The sequence below is a fragment of the Mycolicibacterium bacteremicum genome (genome assembly GCF_002086115.1).
GTDB lineage: Bacteria > Actinomycetota > Actinomycetes > Mycobacteriales > Mycobacteriaceae > Mycobacterium > Mycobacterium bacteremicum.
The window spans coordinates 108,942-125,992 of the sequence record NZ_MVHJ01000010.1 but is presented as its reverse complement, the minus strand read 5'-3'; the positions used below and the strand labels follow the sequence as shown (position 1 = coordinate 125,992).

The 17,051-nt window shown below is 64.2% G+C and carries 15 protein-coding genes and 1 pseudogene; 12 read left to right on the top strand and 4 right to left on the bottom strand.

Annotation, left to right across the window (positions count from 1 at the left end; translation table 11 throughout):
• Positions 1-162 precede the first annotated feature (162 nt).
• Entirely contained in the window at positions 163-789 is a 627-nt protein-coding gene (locus BST17_RS14240) for a TetR/AcrR family transcriptional regulator (RefSeq protein WP_083059114.1), read from the bottom strand.
• Positions 790-951: 162 nt separating this feature from the next.
• Between BST17_RS14240 and BST17_RS14235 the strand changes: the two genes are divergently transcribed.
• The 11 genes and pseudogenes from BST17_RS14235 to BST17_RS14190 all read left to right on the top strand — a co-directional run bounded on the left by BST17_RS14235 (position 952) and on the right by BST17_RS14190 (position 10,619).
• Positions 952-2,223 (top strand): cytochrome P450, encoded by a 1,272-nt coding sequence (locus BST17_RS14235; protein WP_083059112.1) that lies wholly within the window; start codon positions 952-954, stop codon positions 2,221-2,223.
• 49 nt (positions 2,224-2,272) lie between these two features.
• Complete coding sequence (locus tag BST17_RS14230) at positions 2,273-3,106, top strand: TauD/TfdA dioxygenase family protein (RefSeq protein WP_083059110.1); 834 nt, start codon at positions 2,273-2,275, stop codon at positions 3,104-3,106.
• Positions 3,103-3,687, top strand: a complete 585-nt coding sequence (locus BST17_RS14225; RefSeq protein WP_083059108.1) for an SDR family oxidoreductase — start codon at positions 3,103-3,105, stop codon at positions 3,685-3,687. Before BST17_RS14230 ends, BST17_RS14225 begins: the two co-directional genes overlap by 4 nt.
• 2 nt (positions 3,688-3,689) lie before the next feature.
• Positions 3,690-4,298, top strand: a complete 609-nt coding sequence (locus tag BST17_RS14220) for a carboxymuconolactone decarboxylase family protein (protein ID WP_083059106.1) — start codon at positions 3,690-3,692, stop codon at positions 4,296-4,298.
• The gene (locus tag BST17_RS14215) at positions 4,298-5,227 is read left to right on the top strand and encodes a TIGR03564 family F420-dependent LLM class oxidoreductase (protein ID WP_083059104.1); all 930 of its coding nucleotides are present in this window, start codon (positions 4,298-4,300) and stop codon (positions 5,225-5,227) included. Before BST17_RS14220 ends, BST17_RS14215 begins: the two co-directional genes overlap by 1 nt.
• Positions 5,228-5,394: 167 nt before the next feature.
• A pseudogene (locus tag BST17_RS29665) lies at positions 5,395-5,513 on the top strand (SDR family oxidoreductase); the annotation flags it as partial.
• Between the two features lie 151 nt (positions 5,514-5,664).
• Positions 5,665-6,096, top strand: coding sequence for an MmpS family transport accessory protein (locus BST17_RS14210; protein WP_083059267.1), 432 nt, complete (start codon positions 5,665-5,667; stop codon positions 6,094-6,096).
• The gene (locus tag BST17_RS14205) at positions 6,093-8,972 is read left to right on the top strand and encodes an MMPL/RND family transporter (RefSeq protein WP_083059102.1); all 2,880 of its coding nucleotides are present in this window, start codon (positions 6,093-6,095) and stop codon (positions 8,970-8,972) included. Before BST17_RS14210 ends, BST17_RS14205 begins: the two co-directional genes overlap by 4 nt.
• 20 nt (positions 8,973-8,992) lie before the next feature.
• On the top strand, positions 8,993-9,337 hold the full coding sequence (locus BST17_RS14200; RefSeq protein WP_109750138.1) for a DUF732 domain-containing protein: 345 nt from the start codon (positions 8,993-8,995) through the stop codon (positions 9,335-9,337).
• Between the two features lie 17 nt (positions 9,338-9,354).
• On the top strand, positions 9,355-9,807 hold the full coding sequence (locus BST17_RS14195) for a DUF5078 domain-containing protein (RefSeq protein WP_083059098.1): 453 nt from the start codon (positions 9,355-9,357) through the stop codon (positions 9,805-9,807).
• 179 nt (positions 9,808-9,986) lie between these two features.
• Positions 9,987-10,619 (top strand): TetR/AcrR family transcriptional regulator, encoded by a 633-nt coding sequence (locus BST17_RS14190; protein ID WP_234807683.1) that lies wholly within the window; start codon positions 9,987-9,989, stop codon positions 10,617-10,619.
• Positions 10,620-10,782: 163 nt separating this feature from the next.
• On the opposite strand, the gene BST17_RS14185 is transcribed toward BST17_RS14190, so the two are convergent.
• From BST17_RS14185 to BST17_RS14175, 3 genes are all read right to left on the bottom strand, one after another.
• Complete coding sequence (locus BST17_RS14185; protein WP_083059097.1) at positions 10,783-12,948, bottom strand: 3-hydroxyacyl-CoA dehydrogenase NAD-binding domain-containing protein; 2,166 nt, start codon at positions 12,946-12,948, stop codon at positions 10,783-10,785.
• Positions 12,949-12,961: 13 nt separating this feature from the next.
• Entirely contained in the window at positions 12,962-14,170 is a 1,209-nt protein-coding gene (locus BST17_RS14180) for an acetyl-CoA C-acetyltransferase (RefSeq protein WP_083059096.1), read from the bottom strand.
• A gap of 111 nt (positions 14,171-14,281) precedes the next feature.
• Positions 14,282-15,676, bottom strand: coding sequence for an aldehyde dehydrogenase family protein (locus BST17_RS14175; protein ID WP_083059094.1), 1,395 nt, complete (start codon positions 15,674-15,676; stop codon positions 14,282-14,284).
• Between the two features lie 204 nt (positions 15,677-15,880).
• Between BST17_RS14175 and BST17_RS14170 the strand changes: the two genes are divergently transcribed.
• Complete coding sequence (locus BST17_RS14170) at positions 15,881-17,050, top strand: acyl-CoA dehydrogenase family protein (protein WP_109750137.1); 1,170 nt, start codon at positions 15,881-15,883, stop codon at positions 17,048-17,050.
• Position 17,051 lies beyond the last annotated feature (1 nt).

Genomic DNA, 17,051 nt, shown 5'->3' with positions numbered 1-17,051 from the left:
CCACCGCGCTACTCGAGCGCTGTGGTGGCGTGTTTGATCGTGTGAACCGGCTGACCGAGATCCCATGGCTGTGTCGCTCGGCGCGGCGCGCGGTCTCGTCGTTTCGAGAAGATCGAACGACGACGACACTGCGCGCCCCGGGCACCCAAGTTAGGCGTACGCCTAGTAAGCTGCCTTTTTGGTTGTCGCTGGATCGTTCGCCCGTTCGGGTGTCGACGCTTCGTAGCGGCGCAGGTAGTCCTGGACCAGATCGATGGTCGCCTGGTGGCCTGTGGTGATGCCAAGTCCTTGTTCGATGACCAGCAGTCGGCCGATCGCGGCGATGAGGACCGAGGCGACGTCTGGCGGCAGTGGTTGGTCAGCACGGTGTTCGCGCAGGATGAAGGTCAGCGCCGCGACTTGTGCTTCGCGGAAGGCCTGGGCGCCGGCGGCAAGCTCGGCCTGGATGGCCTTGCGATGATTGCCCAGGGCCATGAACTCCATTATCAGCTGGACGCCGCGGGGATCTACGGTCATGTCCCACAACGCATGCAGGGGCTTGTCGGAGCCCAAGGCCTTGCGCTGCACGTCGAGGCTGGTCTGTGTGCCGCGCTTGAGGACGGCCAGGTAGAGATCGTCCATGGTGGGGAAGTAGTAGTAGACGACGGCGCGCTGTACGCCGACCTTCTCCGCGACCCGGCGCGATGTCGCCGCGGCGTACCCCTCCTCCAGCATGATCTCTGCGCAGGCGTCGAGCAGCTTGTCGCGAGTGCCGGTGTCTCTTTTGCCGGCTGCACCTTGGGTGGCCATGTTGTCGTCCGTCCTGACCGTGGGTGAGGCGCGTCGCCGCCCAGTCTGCTCTTGACCGCCGCCAGGGCGGGTGCTAAGCATATGCCAGCCCAAGTTACTAGGCGATCGCCTAACGATTTGAGCGCTGGCGTCGGACGACGACGGCGCCGCGCAGGAGATGCGATGACGAACAGCGTGGACAAGGTGGACATCTTCACCAGCGAAGAGGTCATCAACGACCCGTATCCCTATTTCGACGACCTACGGTCGCGCTGTCCGGTGCATCCGATCGCGCAGCCAGGGGTCCTGGCGGTGACCGGCTATGACGAGGCGGTCGAGGTGTACCGCAACGGCGCTGCGTTCTCGTCGTGCAATGCGATGGGCGGCCCGTTCCCCCCGTTTCCGGTGGAGCCGGGTACCGACGACATCACCGACGTTGTGCAGGCCAACCGCGAACACTGGGTGTTCAACGAGTTCATGGTCACCAAGGACGGTGCCGCTCACGAAGCCGAACGATTCATGTTGCGCCGCTTGATGACTCCGAAGCGGCTCAAGGAGAACGAAGACCAGATGGCCGGCATCGCGGACGCGTGTATCGACGCGTTCATCGACACCGGGCGCTTCGAGGTGGTCCAGGACTACGGCAAGCCGTTCACCACCATGGTGATCGCCGATCTGCTCGGCATTCCCGCCGAAGATCGGGAGCACTTCCGCAAGATCTTCACCGGCCAGCACGTGGCCGCCCTCGGCGGGGACTCGCCGCTGCCAGAAAACCCGTTGGAGTACATGTATGAGACGTTCGGCGGCTATGTCGAGAATCGCCGCCGGGAACCCCGCGCCGATGTCCTGACGTCACTGGCCACTTCGACGTACCCGGACGGGTCATTGCCCGACATCGAGTCGGTCGTGCGGCTGGCGACGTTCCTGTTCGGCGCAGGCCAGGACACCTCGGCCCGGCTGATGGCCGCCTCGCTGCGGTTCCTGGCCGATGACCAGCAGTTACAGGCCACCCTGCGAGCCGATCGCCGCCGCATTCCGGAATTCATCGAGGAGGTACTGCGATTGGAAAGCCCGACCATGAGCGACTTCCGGATGACGCAGAAGAGCACGCGGATCGGTGATGTCGACATCGCGGCCGGCACGACGATCATGTTGCATCCCGGCGCCTCGAACCGGGACCCCGTTAAGTTTCCCGACCCGGATGCATTCCGGCTCGACCGCGACAACGTGCGGGAGCACATCGCGTTCGGCCGCGGTGTGCACTCGTGCCCCGGTGGCCCGCTCGCCCGTGCTGAGGGGCGGGTCACCATCGAACGGTTCCTCGACCGCACCGTCACGCTCACCCTGTCCGAAGAGCACCACGGGCCTGTCGGTGAACGGCGGTTCCGCCATGACCCGACGTACATCATTCGGGGATTGACCGATCTGCACCTCGAATTCACCTCCACCAATTAGCCACAGCGGACGGCGCCGCCCCGGCCGGCTTTGGCCCGAAGGAGTGACCATGACCATCATCACCACACCTATCTCGACCGCCATCGGAGTGGAAGTCGCCGGCTACACCAGCGACGACTTCCTGGCACCGGACGCTGCCCGGGATTGCCAGGCGCTGCTGGACCGCTACGGCGTCGTCGTCTACCGCGAGGCCCATATCACCGACGCCGATCTGGTGACCTTTTCGCGTGCGCTGGGCGAGGTCGTCGTGGCCGGCGCCGGTGGACATCCCGATCACCCCGAGATCTCGCCGGTGACGCTGGATCCCACTAAGAGCGCACTGGCCGGTCTGCGCCGCAGCACCATCTTCTGGCATACCGACGGTCTGACCGACCTGATCCCGCAGAAGGCCACACTGCTGACCGCGCGCGAGGTGGCCGACGAAGGCGGTGACACCGAATTCGCCAGCACCTATGCAGCGTTCGAGGCAATGCCTGCCGACAAGCGAACCGAACTCGAAGGCTACCGGGTCGTGCACAGCGTTGCCGCCTCGCAGTTGCTGCTCAACCCCGCTCCCACCCCAGAGCAACAAGCCAAGTGGGACGCAGCGCCGTCACGCGAGCATCCGCTGGTCTGGCCGCGCCGCGATGGCCGCAAGTCGCTGCTCATCGGGGCCACCGCCGGACAGATCGTCGGTATGGACGCCCAGCACAGTCGTGAGCTGCTCGACGAGATCTTGGACTGGGCCACTCAACCGCAGTTCGTGCTGCGGCACCAGTGGCGCGTCGGTGATCTGGTGGTCTGGGACAACACCGGCATGCTGCATCGGGCCATCCCGTACGAGCCCACCTCGCGGCGGCTGATGCACCGCACCACCCTGGTCGGTGAAGAAGCGATTGCATGAGCGCCGTTCCCTATTGGGACAGCCCACCGACGGCGATCGTGACCGGCGGCGCCTCGGGCATCGGGCGTGCCATCGCGCGGCGCCTCGGTGACGAAGGTGCGGCCGTAGCGATCTTCGACTTGGACGCCGGCGCCGCGCGCGCTGCGGCAGACAAGATCACCGCCGGTGGTGGCCGCGCGGTGGGTCTCGTTGTCGATGTGACCGATCGCTTCACCATCGATGCTGCCGTCGAGAACACCGACAACGAACTGGGCGCGCCGATGGGAAACCCGTTGATGGTCCACTACTCTGCGGCGAGAGCCGGCGTCGTCGGCTTCACCAAGGCGCTCGCCCAGGAACTGGGTCCACGCGGTGTCACCGTCAACACCATCCCGCCGGGATTCATCGACACCCCGATGCTGCGCCGCAGCGAAGAACGCGGCTTCCTCGGCCCCGGTGTGGCGGCTGCCGAGACCCGGACCCCCGTGCGCCGCATCGGCAGGCCCGACGACATCGCCGCCGCGTGCGCGTTCCTGTGCTCGCAGGACGCCAGTTACATCACCGGCCAAGTGCTCGGTGTCAACGCAGGGAGGGTCATCTAGTCATGGCACGTATCGAGCCCCTGCCGCCCAAGGAGTTCTCCGACGAGTTCCGCGACGCGATGACCGCGTTACGTCCGCCGAACCCCCGTCATCAACCGATGCCCACCACCGACCGGCCGAAAGCCCTCAACACCCTGGGCGCCCTGGCGCATCACCCGGATCTCGCCAAGGCCTACTTCACCTTCAACGGTCACCTCCTGCTGGGCACCACGCTCAGCGAACGCCAGCGCGAACTCATCATCATGCGTGTCGCCGCCGTACGGCAGTCGAGTTACGAGTGGTACCAACATCTTTTCGTCGCTCGCGACGCAGGCATCACCGACGAGGAGGTGGGCCGGGTTGCCTACGGCCCGGAATCACCGCTGTGGAGTCCGTTCGAGGCTGCCCTGCTGCGTTCGGTCGACGAGATGATCACCGACGGCGGCATCAGCTCGGACACCTGGGCGGTGCTGACAAGCGAACTCGACACCCGACAGCTCCTGGACGTGATCTTCACCGCCGGTGGCTACGACATCCTGGCCCGGCTGTTCAAGTCCTTCGAGCTCGCGATGGACGACGACATCCCCGAGCTGATGGCGCGATACTCACAACTGTTCCCGGTTCAGCCCTGATGCGCATCGGCCTCACCGGCGGAGGATCCACGCTCGAATCGATCGTCGCCCAGGCGCGCCGCGCGGAGGAGCAGGGGTTCACGTCCCTGTGGTACGCCAGTAACGTCGCGGCAGATCCGTTGACCGCCATGGCGATTGCCGGACGAGAGACCACCGCGATCGAACTGGGCACCGCGGTCTTGCAGACGTACCCCTGCCACCCGCTGCTCCAGGCCCACCGCGCGATCGCTGCCGCCGAAGCGATGGGACGCCCCGGTTTCACGTTGGGCATGGGCCCGTCGCACGCCGCGGTGATCCGCGACGTGTACGGACTGTCCTACGACCATCCCGGCCGCAACACCGAGGAATACCTCACCATCATCACCGCCGCACTGCGGGGCGAGCAGGTCGACTTCGCAGGGACCGACTGGAGCGCACACACCCGCGGACCGTCTGCACAGGCCACTCATCCTGTACAGGTATTGCTCGCGGCGCTTTCACCGCGGATGCTGCGGATTGCCGGAGCACTCGCCGACGGCACCGTGCTGTGGATGGCTTCAGCTCAAGCCATCGAAACCCACATCGTGCCGAGGATCACCGCCGCCGCCGCCGAAGCCGGCCGGCCCGGACCTCGCATCGTCGCGGGACTGCCCGTCGCTGTACACGACGACGAGTCGCAAGCCCGCGCTGCCATTGCCGCGACCGCCGGAATGTACGCGGGAATGCCCAACTATCAGCGCATCATTCACGCCGGCGGCGGGACCGAACCGGCTGACGTCGCCATCGTGGGCGACGAAGCGGCAGTGCGTAGACAGCTGCTCTCACTCCTCGACGCCGGAGCCACCGACCTCTGGGTTCAGCCCGTCGCTGTCGGGGTCGACCGATCCGACCGCGCCGCCTCCCGGCAACGCACCATCGCTCTGCTGCAGGAACTTCTGACTGAACCATGATTCCGCGACGCTTTCATCACATGATGTCGGTGCTTGGGGCAAACGCGCCGAGCCTGACGGGCTATGGATAGCTTGTCGCGCCGCTTACGCCCGAGCATCGACACCCCTGATGTCCGTTATCTCGGGCCGATGGGCCACTGGCATAAGGAGAAGGGGCGGCCAGGTAGGTTCCCATGGGGAGCGCAGGAACCGTAGCAAAGATTGCAGCGGCAGTCGGATTCTTGTGCTCCGAAGAGGACGCTTCGTCACGGGCCGAGTGGTCGGGGTCAATGGTGGAGCGGTGATGCCCTCGTGCATCGACGCACGCCGCAATCTAGTTAGGCAAAGTAACGAAGATGCAGTACAGTTCTGCTCGATCCCTATACGGAACTTGAGTTCCGTCTCCGGGGTGAAAAGGGCGACGGAGTCCTCTGCTGGTGCTTGTCGAGGGAGAATCGGTGTTTCGGTTGTTGAAGCGGTCGTGGATTCCGCTGCTTCTGGTGGTCGTCGTTGCCGTGGGCGCGTTCGTCATCGTGCGAATACGGGACTCCGCGAGTCCTCCACCGACTGCCGCGGGCGAGGGGTCCGGGATCACCGCGAACTTCAACCCGAAACACATCACCTACGAGGTGACCGGTTCGGGGGGTGCGGTCAGCGTGAACTATCTCGATGAGAATGGCCAGCCGAATTTGGTCGAAAATGCACCACTACCATGGTCTTTCACCATCGTCACCACATTGCCGTCCATGTCGGCGAACATCATGGCTCAGGGCGATATGGCTGTCAGTGACCTCAGATGCCGAGTGACCGTCGACGGCGATGTACGCGATGACCGGGCGAGTACCGACACCATCAAACCGTTCATCTACTGCTTGGTGAAATCCGTATGAGTAATGCGCACGTGAAACCGAAACGCCCGTTCGTGGCTCGAATGGTTCGGATGCTGTCCCTGCCCATCATTGTTTTCTGGGCGGCTGTCGCGGTGCTGTTGGGCATGCTCGTGCCCTCCCTGGATGACGTGGCAGCCACGCGGTCGGTGCCGCTGAGCCCGACCGACGCACCGTCGTATCAGGCCATGCTGAACATCGGCAAGGTTTTCCAGCAGTACGATTCCGATTCTTCGGCCATGGTCGTCTTGGAAGGCGATGACCCGCTCGGCGAGGAGGCGCACCGGTTTTACGACGACATCGTCGACAAACTGGAAGCCGATCACGAGCACGTCCAGAACGTCCAAGACTTCTGGAGCGATCCGCTGACGGCGGCCGGGTCGCAGAGCGTCGACGGCAAGGCCGCTTACGTGCAGATTTTCCTCAACGGTTCGCAAGGCACGAGTGCCAGCCACGACTCGGTGCACGCAGTGCGCGAGATCGTGGACTCGGTACCCGCACCGCCGGGTATCAAAGCCCACGTCGCCGGCAACACCGTGCTCAACGCCGACACCAGCATTGCCGGGCATCAAAGCATGGCGGTCATGGAATTGGTTTCGGTGGCCGTGATCATCGTGATGCTGCTGGTGATCTATCGCTCGATCGTCACCATGCTGATCTCGATGGTCATCATCGGATTGGAACTTTTTGCCGCCCAGGGCGTCACCGCGACGGCCGGCTACCTCAACCTCATCGGACTGACCCCCTACGCCGTCAGTATGGTGACCATGCTGGCCCTGGCCGCCGGAACCGACTACGTCATCTTCCTGTGGGGCCGGTACCACGAAGAACGATCCAAGGGCCTGGACGCCGAGGATGCCTACTACGTCGCGTATCACGGTGTCTCGCACGTCATCCTGGGGTCCGGTCTGACCATCGTAGGTGCCTGCCTGTGCCTGACCATGACCACGCTGCCGTATTTCCAGACGATGGCCGTGCCGTGCGCACTGTCCATCCTGGTGATCATTGCCGCGGCGCTCACCCTGGCGCCCGCGATCCTGACGGTCGCCTCGAAATTCGGACTGCTGGACCCGAAACGCGAAGTCTCGGCAAAAGGTTGGCGCAAGGTCGGCACTGCGGTCGTCCGCTGGCCCGTTCCGATCATTGTGGTGACCGTCCTGATCGCCGCCCTTGGTTTCGCCAGCCTGGCGACCTATGTCCCGCAATACAACGACCAGAAGTTCACGCCGGAGGACATGCCGGCCAACCTCGCCATGGCGGTCGCGGACCGACACTTCTCACAGGCACGAATGAATCCCGAACTGTTGATGCTCGAAGCGGATCACGATCTGCGCAACCCCGCCGACATGCTCGTCATCGACAGGGTGGCCAAGAACATCGTCCACATGCGCGGTATCGAACGAGTCCAGACCATCACCAGGCCCCTCGGCGCACCGATCGAGCACAGTTCCATTCCGTTCATGATGGGTGCGCAGAACGCCGGCACCTTGCAGGCGGCGAAATTCAACAACGACAACTCCGCTCAAATGCTGGAGCAGGCCGACGAGTTGAGCTCCACCATCGCCAACATGGAACGCATGTACGCCATCATGACCGATCTGACGGCGACCACGCACAGCATGGTGGACAAGACGCACGAAATGGTCGAGACCACGAACGAATTACGGGACCACATCGCTGATTTCGATGACTTCTTTCGTCCGCTGCGCAACTATTTCTACTGGGAGCCGCATTGCTTCGACATTCCGATCTGTCATGCGCTGCGCTCGATCTTCGACTCGCTGGACGGTATCGACGCGCTGGCCGATCAAATCGGCGGATTGACAACTGACCTGGACAAGCTGGACGCGTTGATGCCCCAGATGCAGGCGACCTTGCTGCCCACGATCGATTCCATGCGGACCATGCGTGACTTCATGATTGCCACACACAGCGTGATGGCCGGTACTCAGGCGCAACAACAGGAACTCGCCAAGGGGGCCACCGAGATCGGGTTGTATTTCGACCAGGCCAAGAACGATGATTTCTTCTATCTGCCGCCGGATGTGTTCCAGAACCCGGACTTCGAGCGTGGTTTGAAGATGTTCGTCTCACCGGACGGCAAAGCGGTGCGGTTCATCATCACCCACCAGGGAGACCCCGCGTCGGTCGAGGGGATCGAACACGTCCGCGATATGAAGGGTGTGGTAGCCGATGCCGTGAAGGGCACGCCGTTGGCCAATGCCGCGGTCTCACTGGCCGGTACGGCGTCGCTCTACGCCGATATGCAGGACGGTGTCACGGTCGACGTGATGATCGCCGTCATCGCCTCGATGATCCTGATCTTTGCGATCATGCTGATCATCACCCGCAGCGTGGTGGCCGCACTGGTCATCGTCGGCACCGTCGCCGCGTCACTCGGTACCGCGTGCGGCCTGTCGGTGCTGCTCTGGCAGGACGTCCTGGGCCTCGGTGTGCAATGGATCGTGATCCCGCTGTCGATGGTGATCCTGCTGGCGGTGGGCTCTGACTACAACCTGCTGGTGGTATCCCGGTTGAAAGAGGAGATCCATGCCGGTCTCAACACCGGCATGATCCGCGGCATGGGGGCGACAGGGCGCGTCGTCACTGCGGCCGGACTGGTGTTCGCGTTCACGATGGCCTCCATGATCGTCAGCGACCTGCGTGTGGTCGGCCAACTCGGCATGACCATCGGCATCGGTCTGATCGTCGACACGCTCATCGTGCGGGCGTTCATGACCCCGTCGATCGCCGCCAAACTCGGGCGCTGGTTCTGGTGGCCGCTGAACACGTTCAAGATCACCCATCCGCCGAAGCCCGCACCCGGACCCGGTCCCGACGAACCGCACACCGCACCCATCCCGCAGGTGACCGCGTGAACGAGTCGAGGGGAAAGCCGATGAAGCGCAGAGTGACGATGCCCATCGTCGCGGCGTTGGCCGTGCTGGCGCTCGCGGGTGCCGCGCCGGCACACGCTGACCGGGACACCGATTTCGCCACGCAGTTGCACGGTTTCGGGATCTACGGTCAGCGCGACTTCAACGCCTGGCTGATCAAGATCACGTGTAAGCGGCTGAGCACCGGGGTGGACGCCGACGCCCGCCGGTCGGCGGAGTTCGTGTCGCGGAATCTGGCCCGCGGCACCAGCACCGAACAGGTGTGGCAGTTCATGGGTGCCGGCATCCCGATGTACTGCCCCGAGCACACCGCCGCGCTGACCGCCCTGACAGGTGATCACCGGTGAGCCCCAGCCTGCGTTGGATGGTGCGGGCACTGCTGCTGATCGTCACGGCCTCGGCTGCCGCGGCGCTGTTGGCGTCGCCGCAGGCGTTCGCCGATGCCACCGATGAGTATCCGATCCCGAGCAAGCAGATCGAAACACAGTGCGACGCCGAGCAGTACCTTGCGGCGGCCCGCGACACCAGCCCGGTCTACTTCGAGCGGTACATGCTGGACAAGAGCAACCGACCGCTCGATGTGCAGCAGATTGCAGAAGACCGCATCCACTGGTTCTACTCACTGGATGCCGCCGGCCGGCGCCAGTACTCCGAGGACACCGCCACCAACATCTATTACGAGCAGGTGGCCACCCGCTGGGGTAACTGGGCGAAGGTCTTCTTCAACAACAAGGGCGTGGTGGCCAAGGCGGCCGCGGTCTGCATGAACTACCCGCGCGGTGACCTGTCGGTGTGGGACTGGCCGGTCGCGCGATAGCGGGCTGCACGCCACGACATGCCACAGCCATGCGGCGTGACTTTTGAGCGCCTTGACGCCGTCTGCTGACGCCCAGCGGCGCGAACCGGGCCAGGTCACGGGGGCGCTGCCACGCTTACTCGATCCTGGTGCCGACGAGTCGCATCCGCGGGATACCGCTGCGGTCTGGGATGCTGGTCATGATGGATGACCCAGCAGAACCGACGCAACGCGCGGACCCAGAACCCAAACTCCGGCAGCGCACGCCGGGGCGGCTCGATCGATCCCGCGATCCCGCGATCCTCAATGCTGCGCTTGCCGCGCTGACCGAGAATGGCTATAACGCCACCAACATGAACGACATCGCCGCGCGGGCGGGCGTCGGAAAAGCCGCCATCTATCGTCGCTGGTCGTCGAAAGCGGCGCTCATCACGGACGCTCTGGTCTACTGGCGACCCGACCTTCTCATCGACGACATTCCTGATACCGGCACGCTGGAAGGCGACCTCGACGTCATCGTCGAACGCGCCGCACGCAACGACAACGAACTCATCTCCAATGATCTGGTGCTGCGGGTGGCCATCGAATCGGCTCACGACCCAGAACTCGCCTCCGCTCTGGACGACTTGATGCTCCTCCGGGGCCGCCGGTTGGTCTGTGCCATCCTGCAGCACGCCATCGATCGTGGCGACATCGCCGACCGGGACTGGTCCATGGTGGCCGACGTGCTCACCGCGATGGCCCTCATGCGCGTCATCAGCGGGCAATCTGTCGACGCCAGGTTCATGCGCGGTGTCATCGACACCATAGTGCTGCCCGCCGTGCGCAACTGACGGGGTCGAGAGTAATCGGTGACTCAGCTCAGACGGACCGCCGATGTAGATCGAGTGGCCGGCAAGAGAAGACAAGCTCAGTCTGGTCGGTTCGCAGCCCTGCCTGGGGCGGCCTGGTTGAGGATGGGCTGCGCCGCTGTGACCCGGCGCAGCCCATCAGGCGTCAGCCCAGGGTCTCGCCGGCGGCGGCGCGCGCCACCAAGGACTCCGGCGGCAGGAAGTGGTTGCCGTAGCGCTCCGCCAACTGGCGGGCCCTGTCGACGAACCCTTGCAGGCCACCCGGGTAGCCATTGATGTACTGGACGACGCCGCCGGTCCAGGACGGGAAGCCGATACCGAACAGCGAGCCGATGTTGGCATCCGCCACCGAGTTCAGCACACCCTCATCGAAGCACCGGACGGTGTCGATCGCCTCGGAGAACAAGAAGCGCTCCTTGAGATCCTCGAACGGGATCGCGGCGCCGGCGTCGGTGGTGAAATGCTCGCGAATGCCGGGCCACAACCGGGTGCGCTTGCCGTTCTCGTCGTACTCGTAGAACGCGCCGCCGGTGGAGCGCCCCTTGCGGTCGAATTCGTCGATCATCCGGTCGAAGACCACGGCGCAGCCGTGCTCCACCCAGGTGCCGCCGGCCGCTTCCAGCGCAGCCCTGTTCTCCTGTCGGATCTTGCGCGGCAGTGTCAGCGTGAGTTCGTCGAGCAACTGCAACGGCGGGGCCGGATACCCGGCCTGCAGACCGGCTTGTTCGATGACGCTGGGATCGACGCCCTCGCCGACGGCTGCGAGCGCCTCTTCGATGAATCTGCCGATCACCCGACTGGTGAAGAATCCCCGGCTGTCGTTGACCACGATCGGTGTCTTACGGATCTGCAACGTGTAGTCGAACACCTTGGCCAGCGTGGCCTCGGAAGTATTCTTGCCGGTGATGATCTCGACCAACGGCATCTTGTCCACCGGTGAGAAGAAGTGGATTCCGATGAAGTCCTCCTGCCGGTCCACGCCCTCGGCGAGCGTGGTGATGGGCAGGGTGGAGGTGTTGGATCCCAGCACTGCGTCGGGGTTGACGATATCCTGGATCTCTTGGAACACTTTCTGTTTCAGCTCGACGCTCTCGAAGACGGCCTCGATGACAAAGTCCACTCCGGCAAAGTCCTTCGGGTTGTCGGTCGCGGTGATGCGGTCCAGCACAGCCTGCGATTGTTCCGCTGTCTTGGCGCCACGCGACACGGCCTTGGCCTCGAGCTTCTCCGCGTACTGCTTGCCACGCCGGGCACCGTCGATGTCGACATCCTTCAGAACCACCTCGATGCCGGCCAGCGCCGAGACATAGGCGATGCCGGCGCCCATCATGCCGGCACCAAGGATGCCGACTTTGGTGGCGCGGAACGTGTCATAGCCCTCGGGACGGCTCTTGCCGGCGTTGATGGCCTGGAGGTCGAAGAAGTAGGCCTTGATCATGTTCTTGGCGACTTGGCCGGTGGCCAGCTGGACGAAGTAACGGGTCTCGATCGACGATGCGGTGTCGAAGTCGACCTGGGCGCCCTCCACTGCGGCGGCCATGATGGCCCGGGGTGCTTCCAGCGGTGAACCTTTCAGCTGTTTGCGTAGTACCGCCGACAGCGCGGAGACGGTCGCCGGGATGCCGCCGGGGATCGTATACCCGGGCGTGTCCCACGGCTGCGCCGCGGCGGGATTCGCCGTGATCCATGCCTTGGCGGCGGGCAGCAGTTCCTCGGCCGAGCCGACCGTCCGATCCACCAGGCCCAGCTTCACTGCTTTGCCGACAGACAGTCGAGGGCCCTGCAGCAGAACATCGTTCAACGCGGCGTCGATTCCCAACATCCGTACCGTGCGCACGATGCCACCACCGCCGGGCAACAGGCCCAGTCCGACCTCGGGTAGGCCGATCACGACGCCGCGAGCATCCACCGCGATGCGGTGATGGGTGGCGAGCGCAATCTCCAGGCCGCCACCGAGCGCCGCACCGTTGATCGCGGCCACCACGGGCTTTCCGAGCTTTTCCAGTCGGCGCAGCTGTCCCTTGACCCGGTTGGTGTGCGCGGTCATGTCGGCGGCGTCCTCGGGCTTGGCCGCCAGCAGTTCGTTCAGGTCGCCACCGGCGAAGAAGGTCTTCTTCGCCGAGGTGATCACGACGCCGGTGATGGTTTCCCGCTCGTCCTCCAGGCGCTGCACCACTGCGCCCATCGACTCGACGTAGCGGGTATTCATCGTGTTTGCGGACTGCTGTGGATCGTCGAGCGTGAGCACGACGATGCCGTCAGCGTCCATGTCCCAGCGGATGGTTGCGGATGTGTCTACAGTTTCGGTCATTCCCAGTTCTTCCTTACACGCGCTCGATGATGGTGGCGATACCCATGCCGCCGCCGACACACAGGTTGATCAGGGCCCGTCGCTGCTGACGCCGCTCAAGCTCGTCGATCACGGTGCTGACCAACATGGCGCCGGTGGCGCCGAGGGGGTGGCCCATGGCGATCGCGCCACCGTTGACGTTGAGGATGTCGTCCGGGATCGACAGATCCTTCTGGAACTTGAGTACCACCGAGGCAAAGGCCTCGTTCAGTTCGAACAGATCGATATCAGAGACCTTCAGACCGGCGATGTCGAGCGCCTTGAGGGCGGCCGGGGTCGGGGCGGTCAGCATGATGGTCGGGTCGGATCCGGTCACCGCAGTGGACACGATCCGGGCGCGTGGTGCCAGTCCTGCTTGTGCGCCGGCCTTTTCATTGCCGATGAGCACCAGGGCTGCGCCGTCGACGATCCCCGACGAGTTGCCACCATGGTGGACGTGGTCGATGGTTTCCACGGCGGTGTACTTCTGCAGAGCCACGGCATCGAAGCCGAGTGCGCCGACACCGGCGAACGACGGTTTCAATCTGGACAGGCTCTCGATTGTGGTGCCGGGGCGGCGGTGTTCGTCGTGATCAAGGATCGTCACGCCGTTGAAATCCCGCACCGGAACAACTGATTTGGCGAAGTATCCACCGGCCCAGGCTGCCTCCGCACGTTCCTGCGAGCGCACGGCATAGGCATCGACGTCGTCGCGGCTGAACCCTTCGATCGTCGCGATCAGATCGGCGCCGACACCTTGGGGCACAATGTAATTGTCGTAGCCGATCGCCGGGTCGTTGAACAGGGCTCCCCCGTCGGATCCCATCGGCACACGAGACATCGACTCGACGCCGCCGGCGAGCACCATGTTCTCGAATCCCGATCGAACCTTCTGCGCGGCAAGGTTGGTGGCCTCCAGGCCTGATGCGCAGTAGCGGCTGATCTGAACGCCGGCGACGGTGTCGGGCAGTCCGGCAGCGATGGCCGCGGTGCGCGAGATGACCGCACCCTGGTCGCCGACCGGTGCCACGACACCCAGCACGATGTCGTCGATGGTCGCGGGGTCCAATCCGGGGTGCCGAGACGTGAGTTCTCGGATCAGCCCGACCACGAGATCGACGGCCTTGACGCCGTGCAGACTGCCGTTCTTTCCTTTACCTCGCGGTGTGCGGATCGCCTCGTATATGAGTGCTTCGTTGGTCAACCTTTGCGCCTTCCAGGTGGGATTACCAGGGGTGAACTGTGAACCGGACGGCGATGTTGCCGACGGCCCGCGGTTGTGCCGTCCCGTGTGGGACGGGCGTCTGTGCGGAACTCAGCGCGCCATGAAGCGCATGATCCGCTGCATCATGCTGCTGAACGGGGGATAGGCGAATGACGGATCCAGCGATGCCGGTTTACGCAGCACCGATTTGCGGTGACTGAAGGTCTCGAACCCCGTCTTGCCGTGGTAGGCGCCCATGCCGGACTCGCCGATTCCGCCGAAGGGCAGTTCGGGCAGCATCGTCTGGTAATAGATGTGATTGACCCCGACCGAGCCCGACGACGTCCGAGTCAGTACCGTCTCCTCGTCCTCGGCCGCGGCGGAGAACAGGTAGAGCGCCAGCGGCTTTTCCCGGCGGTTGATGAAGTCGATGGCGGCATGCAGGTTCTCGACCTCGATGACCGGCAGGATGGGCCCGAAGATTTCTTCCTGCATCATCTTTGATGACGGGTCGGGGTCGACGATCACGGCGGGCGCGAAGGTTCCGTCCGTGCGCGGTCCGCCTGCGACCGCTTCGATGCCGCCGTGGTCGGTCAACAACGTGGTGAGTCTGGCGGTGTTGCGCTCATCGATGATGCGGGTCGTCTCGGCGAACCGGTCGGCGGTGCCGACTTCGTCCATCAGAGCCTCGATGAATGCGGCGCGCACCGGGGATTCGACCAGGACGTAGTCCGGCGCGACACAAGCCTGCCCCGCTGCGGTGACCTTGGCCCAGGCGAGCCGGCGGGCGGTGACCGCGATATCGGCGTGCGTGGTGACAATCGCGGGACTCTTTCCTCCCAGTTCCAACGTCACCGGCGTGAGATGTTTGGCGGCCGCGGCGAGGACGATGCGCCCGATGCGACCGCTTCCCGTGTAGAGGATGTGGTCCCAGCGCGCTTCCAACAGTGCTGTGGTGGTCTGAACTCCGCCTTCGACGATCTTGACTGCGTCGGGGTCGATGTAGCGCGGAACGAGACGGGCCAGTACCGCGGATACGGCGGGCGCCATTTCCGAGGGTTTGATCACCACCGCATTGCCGGCTGCGAGCGCATTGGCCAAGGGGGCCAGGCACAACAGCACCGGGAAATTCCACGGGGCCACCACCAGCACGACCCCTTTGGGTTCGGGTTGGGTCCACGCTTTGGCCGGTGCGAAGGACATGGGTACCGCCGCGGGCGATTTCTTGTTCCAGCTGGTCAGGTTCTTCAGTGCATAGCGCGCCTCGGCCAGCGGCGGTGAGATCTCGCCGAGGAAGCAGTTCATCGCCGGCTTGCCCAAGTCGGTGGACAGGGCCGTCGCGAGTTCCTTCTCGTTCTCCTGTAGCAGGCGGATCAGGCCTTGCAGCTGGCGACGGCGCCATTCCAGGCTCTTGGTGCGTCCGGTTGCGAAGACCGACCTGAGCTCGCCCACCAGCGCGAGGGCCTGGTCGGTGTCGAGTTCGTTGGGGACAAGGGTGATTGCCATCGATGCTCCGTCGTTGTAGCCGATTGCCCAATTTCGGAGCGCCGGTTCTGCGCACCGATGTCTGCAAGCTACGCCGTGTACATACAAAATGTCTAGCCATTGCGTACGATATGAGAGCTCATGCCGACGCGGACCGTGGAAGCCGTACGCACGGAGCGGGTATCCGCTATACACCGCGTATGGATTCTATGTATGATACCGGCCATGTCGACCACCGCAGCCAAAAGCCCCCGCCGCGCCCTCTTCGATGACGACCACGAACTGTTTCGGGAGAGCTTCCGGCGCTTCCTGGATGCAGAGGTCGTTCCCTACTACGACCAGTGGGAGCGCGACGGCATCGTTCCCCGTGAAGTGTTCAGCTCAGCTGGTAAATCGGGGTTCCTCGGCATGGCGATCCCGGCAGAGTTCGGCGGAGGTGGTGTTTCGGACTTCCGCTTCAACACCGTCATCGCCGAAGAAGTCGCCAGAACGGGCACGGTGTCTTTCGGTATCAACCTGCACAACGACGTGTGTCTGCCCTATTTCCTCGAATACACCAACGAGGATCAGCAGCGTCGTTGGCTGCCCGGCCTTGCATCCGGGGAACTGATCGCGGCCGTCGCGATGACCGAACCGGGGACCGGATCCGACCTCGCGGGCATCAAGACGACGGCTACCCGCAATGGGGACGACTACATCCTCAACGGAAGCAAGACGTTCATTTCCAACGGTCTCAATGCCGATCTCGTCATCGTCGCCGCCGTGGTCGACGACGCGCCGGCGGGGCGCAGCGGGCTGTCGCTGCTGATCGTCGAGCGCGACACCCCGGGCTTCGAGCGGGGCCGCAACCTCGACAAGATCGGCATGCACGCACAGGACACCGCCGAGCTGTTCTTCCACGACGCGCGCGTACCCGCCGCCAATCTGCTCGGAGAACCCGGTAGCGGCCTCACGGCGCTCAAGACGAACCTGGCCCAGGAGCGGATGACGATCGCCGTCGCCGGTATCGCATCGGCCAAGCAGGCGCTGGACTGGGCTGTCGAGTACGTCAAGGAGCGCAACGCCTTCGGCCGGCCCATCTCTGACTTCCAGAACACCAAGTTCGTGCTGGCCAGCGTCAAGACCGAGACCGAGGTCGTGCAGTCGTTTGTCGACGACTGCGTACGGGAACTCGTGGCCGGCACACTGACCGCGGACCGGGCTGCCATGGCCAAACTCGCGGCCAGCGAGCTGCAAGGCAGCGCCGTCGATCGGTGCCTGCAATTGTTCGGTGGCTACGGCTATATGACCGAATATCCGATCGCCCGTGCCTACGTCGACGCCCGGATCGGGCGCATCTACGGCGGAACCAGCGAGATCATGCGACAGATCATCAGCAAGTCGATGGGCTTGTGAC

Excerpts from the sequence above, each read along its gene's own strand:
- BST17_RS14240 (WP_083059114.1), bottom strand. The coding sequence starts at position 789 with ATGGCCACCCAAGGTGCAGCCGGCAAAAGAGACACCGGCACTCGCGAC.
- BST17_RS14235 (WP_083059112.1), top strand. The coding sequence starts at position 952 with ATGACGAACAGCGTGGACAAGGTGGACATCTTCACCAGCGAAGAGGTC.
- BST17_RS14230 (WP_083059110.1), top strand. The coding sequence starts at position 2,273 with ATGACCATCATCACCACACCTATCTCGACCGCCATCGGAGTGGAAGTC.
- BST17_RS14225 (WP_083059108.1), top strand. The coding sequence starts at position 3,103 with ATGAGCGCCGTTCCCTATTGGGACAGCCCACCGACGGCGATCGTGACC.
- BST17_RS14220 (WP_083059106.1), top strand. The coding sequence starts at position 3,690 with ATGGCACGTATCGAGCCCCTGCCGCCCAAGGAGTTCTCCGACGAGTTC.
- BST17_RS14215 (WP_083059104.1), top strand. The coding sequence starts at position 4,298 with ATGCGCATCGGCCTCACCGGCGGAGGATCCACGCTCGAATCGATCGTC.
- BST17_RS14205 (WP_083059102.1), top strand. The coding sequence starts at position 6,093 with ATGAGTAATGCGCACGTGAAACCGAAACGCCCGTTCGTGGCTCGAATG.
- BST17_RS14200 (WP_109750138.1), top strand. The coding sequence starts at position 8,993 with ATGAAGCGCAGAGTGACGATGCCCATCGTCGCGGCGTTGGCCGTGCTG.
- BST17_RS14195 (WP_083059098.1), top strand. The coding sequence starts at position 9,355 with ATGGTGCGGGCACTGCTGCTGATCGTCACGGCCTCGGCTGCCGCGGCG.
- BST17_RS14190 (WP_234807683.1), top strand. The coding sequence starts at position 9,987 with ATGATGGATGACCCAGCAGAACCGACGCAACGCGCGGACCCAGAACCC.
- BST17_RS14185 (WP_083059097.1), bottom strand. The coding sequence starts at position 12,948 with ATGACCGAAACTGTAGACACATCCGCAACCATCCGCTGGGACATGGAC.
- BST17_RS14175 (WP_083059094.1), bottom strand. The coding sequence starts at position 15,676 with ATGGCAATCACCCTTGTCCCCAACGAACTCGACACCGACCAGGCCCTC.
- BST17_RS14170 (WP_109750137.1), top strand. The coding sequence starts at position 15,881 with ATGTCGACCACCGCAGCCAAAAGCCCCCGCCGCGCCCTCTTCGATGAC.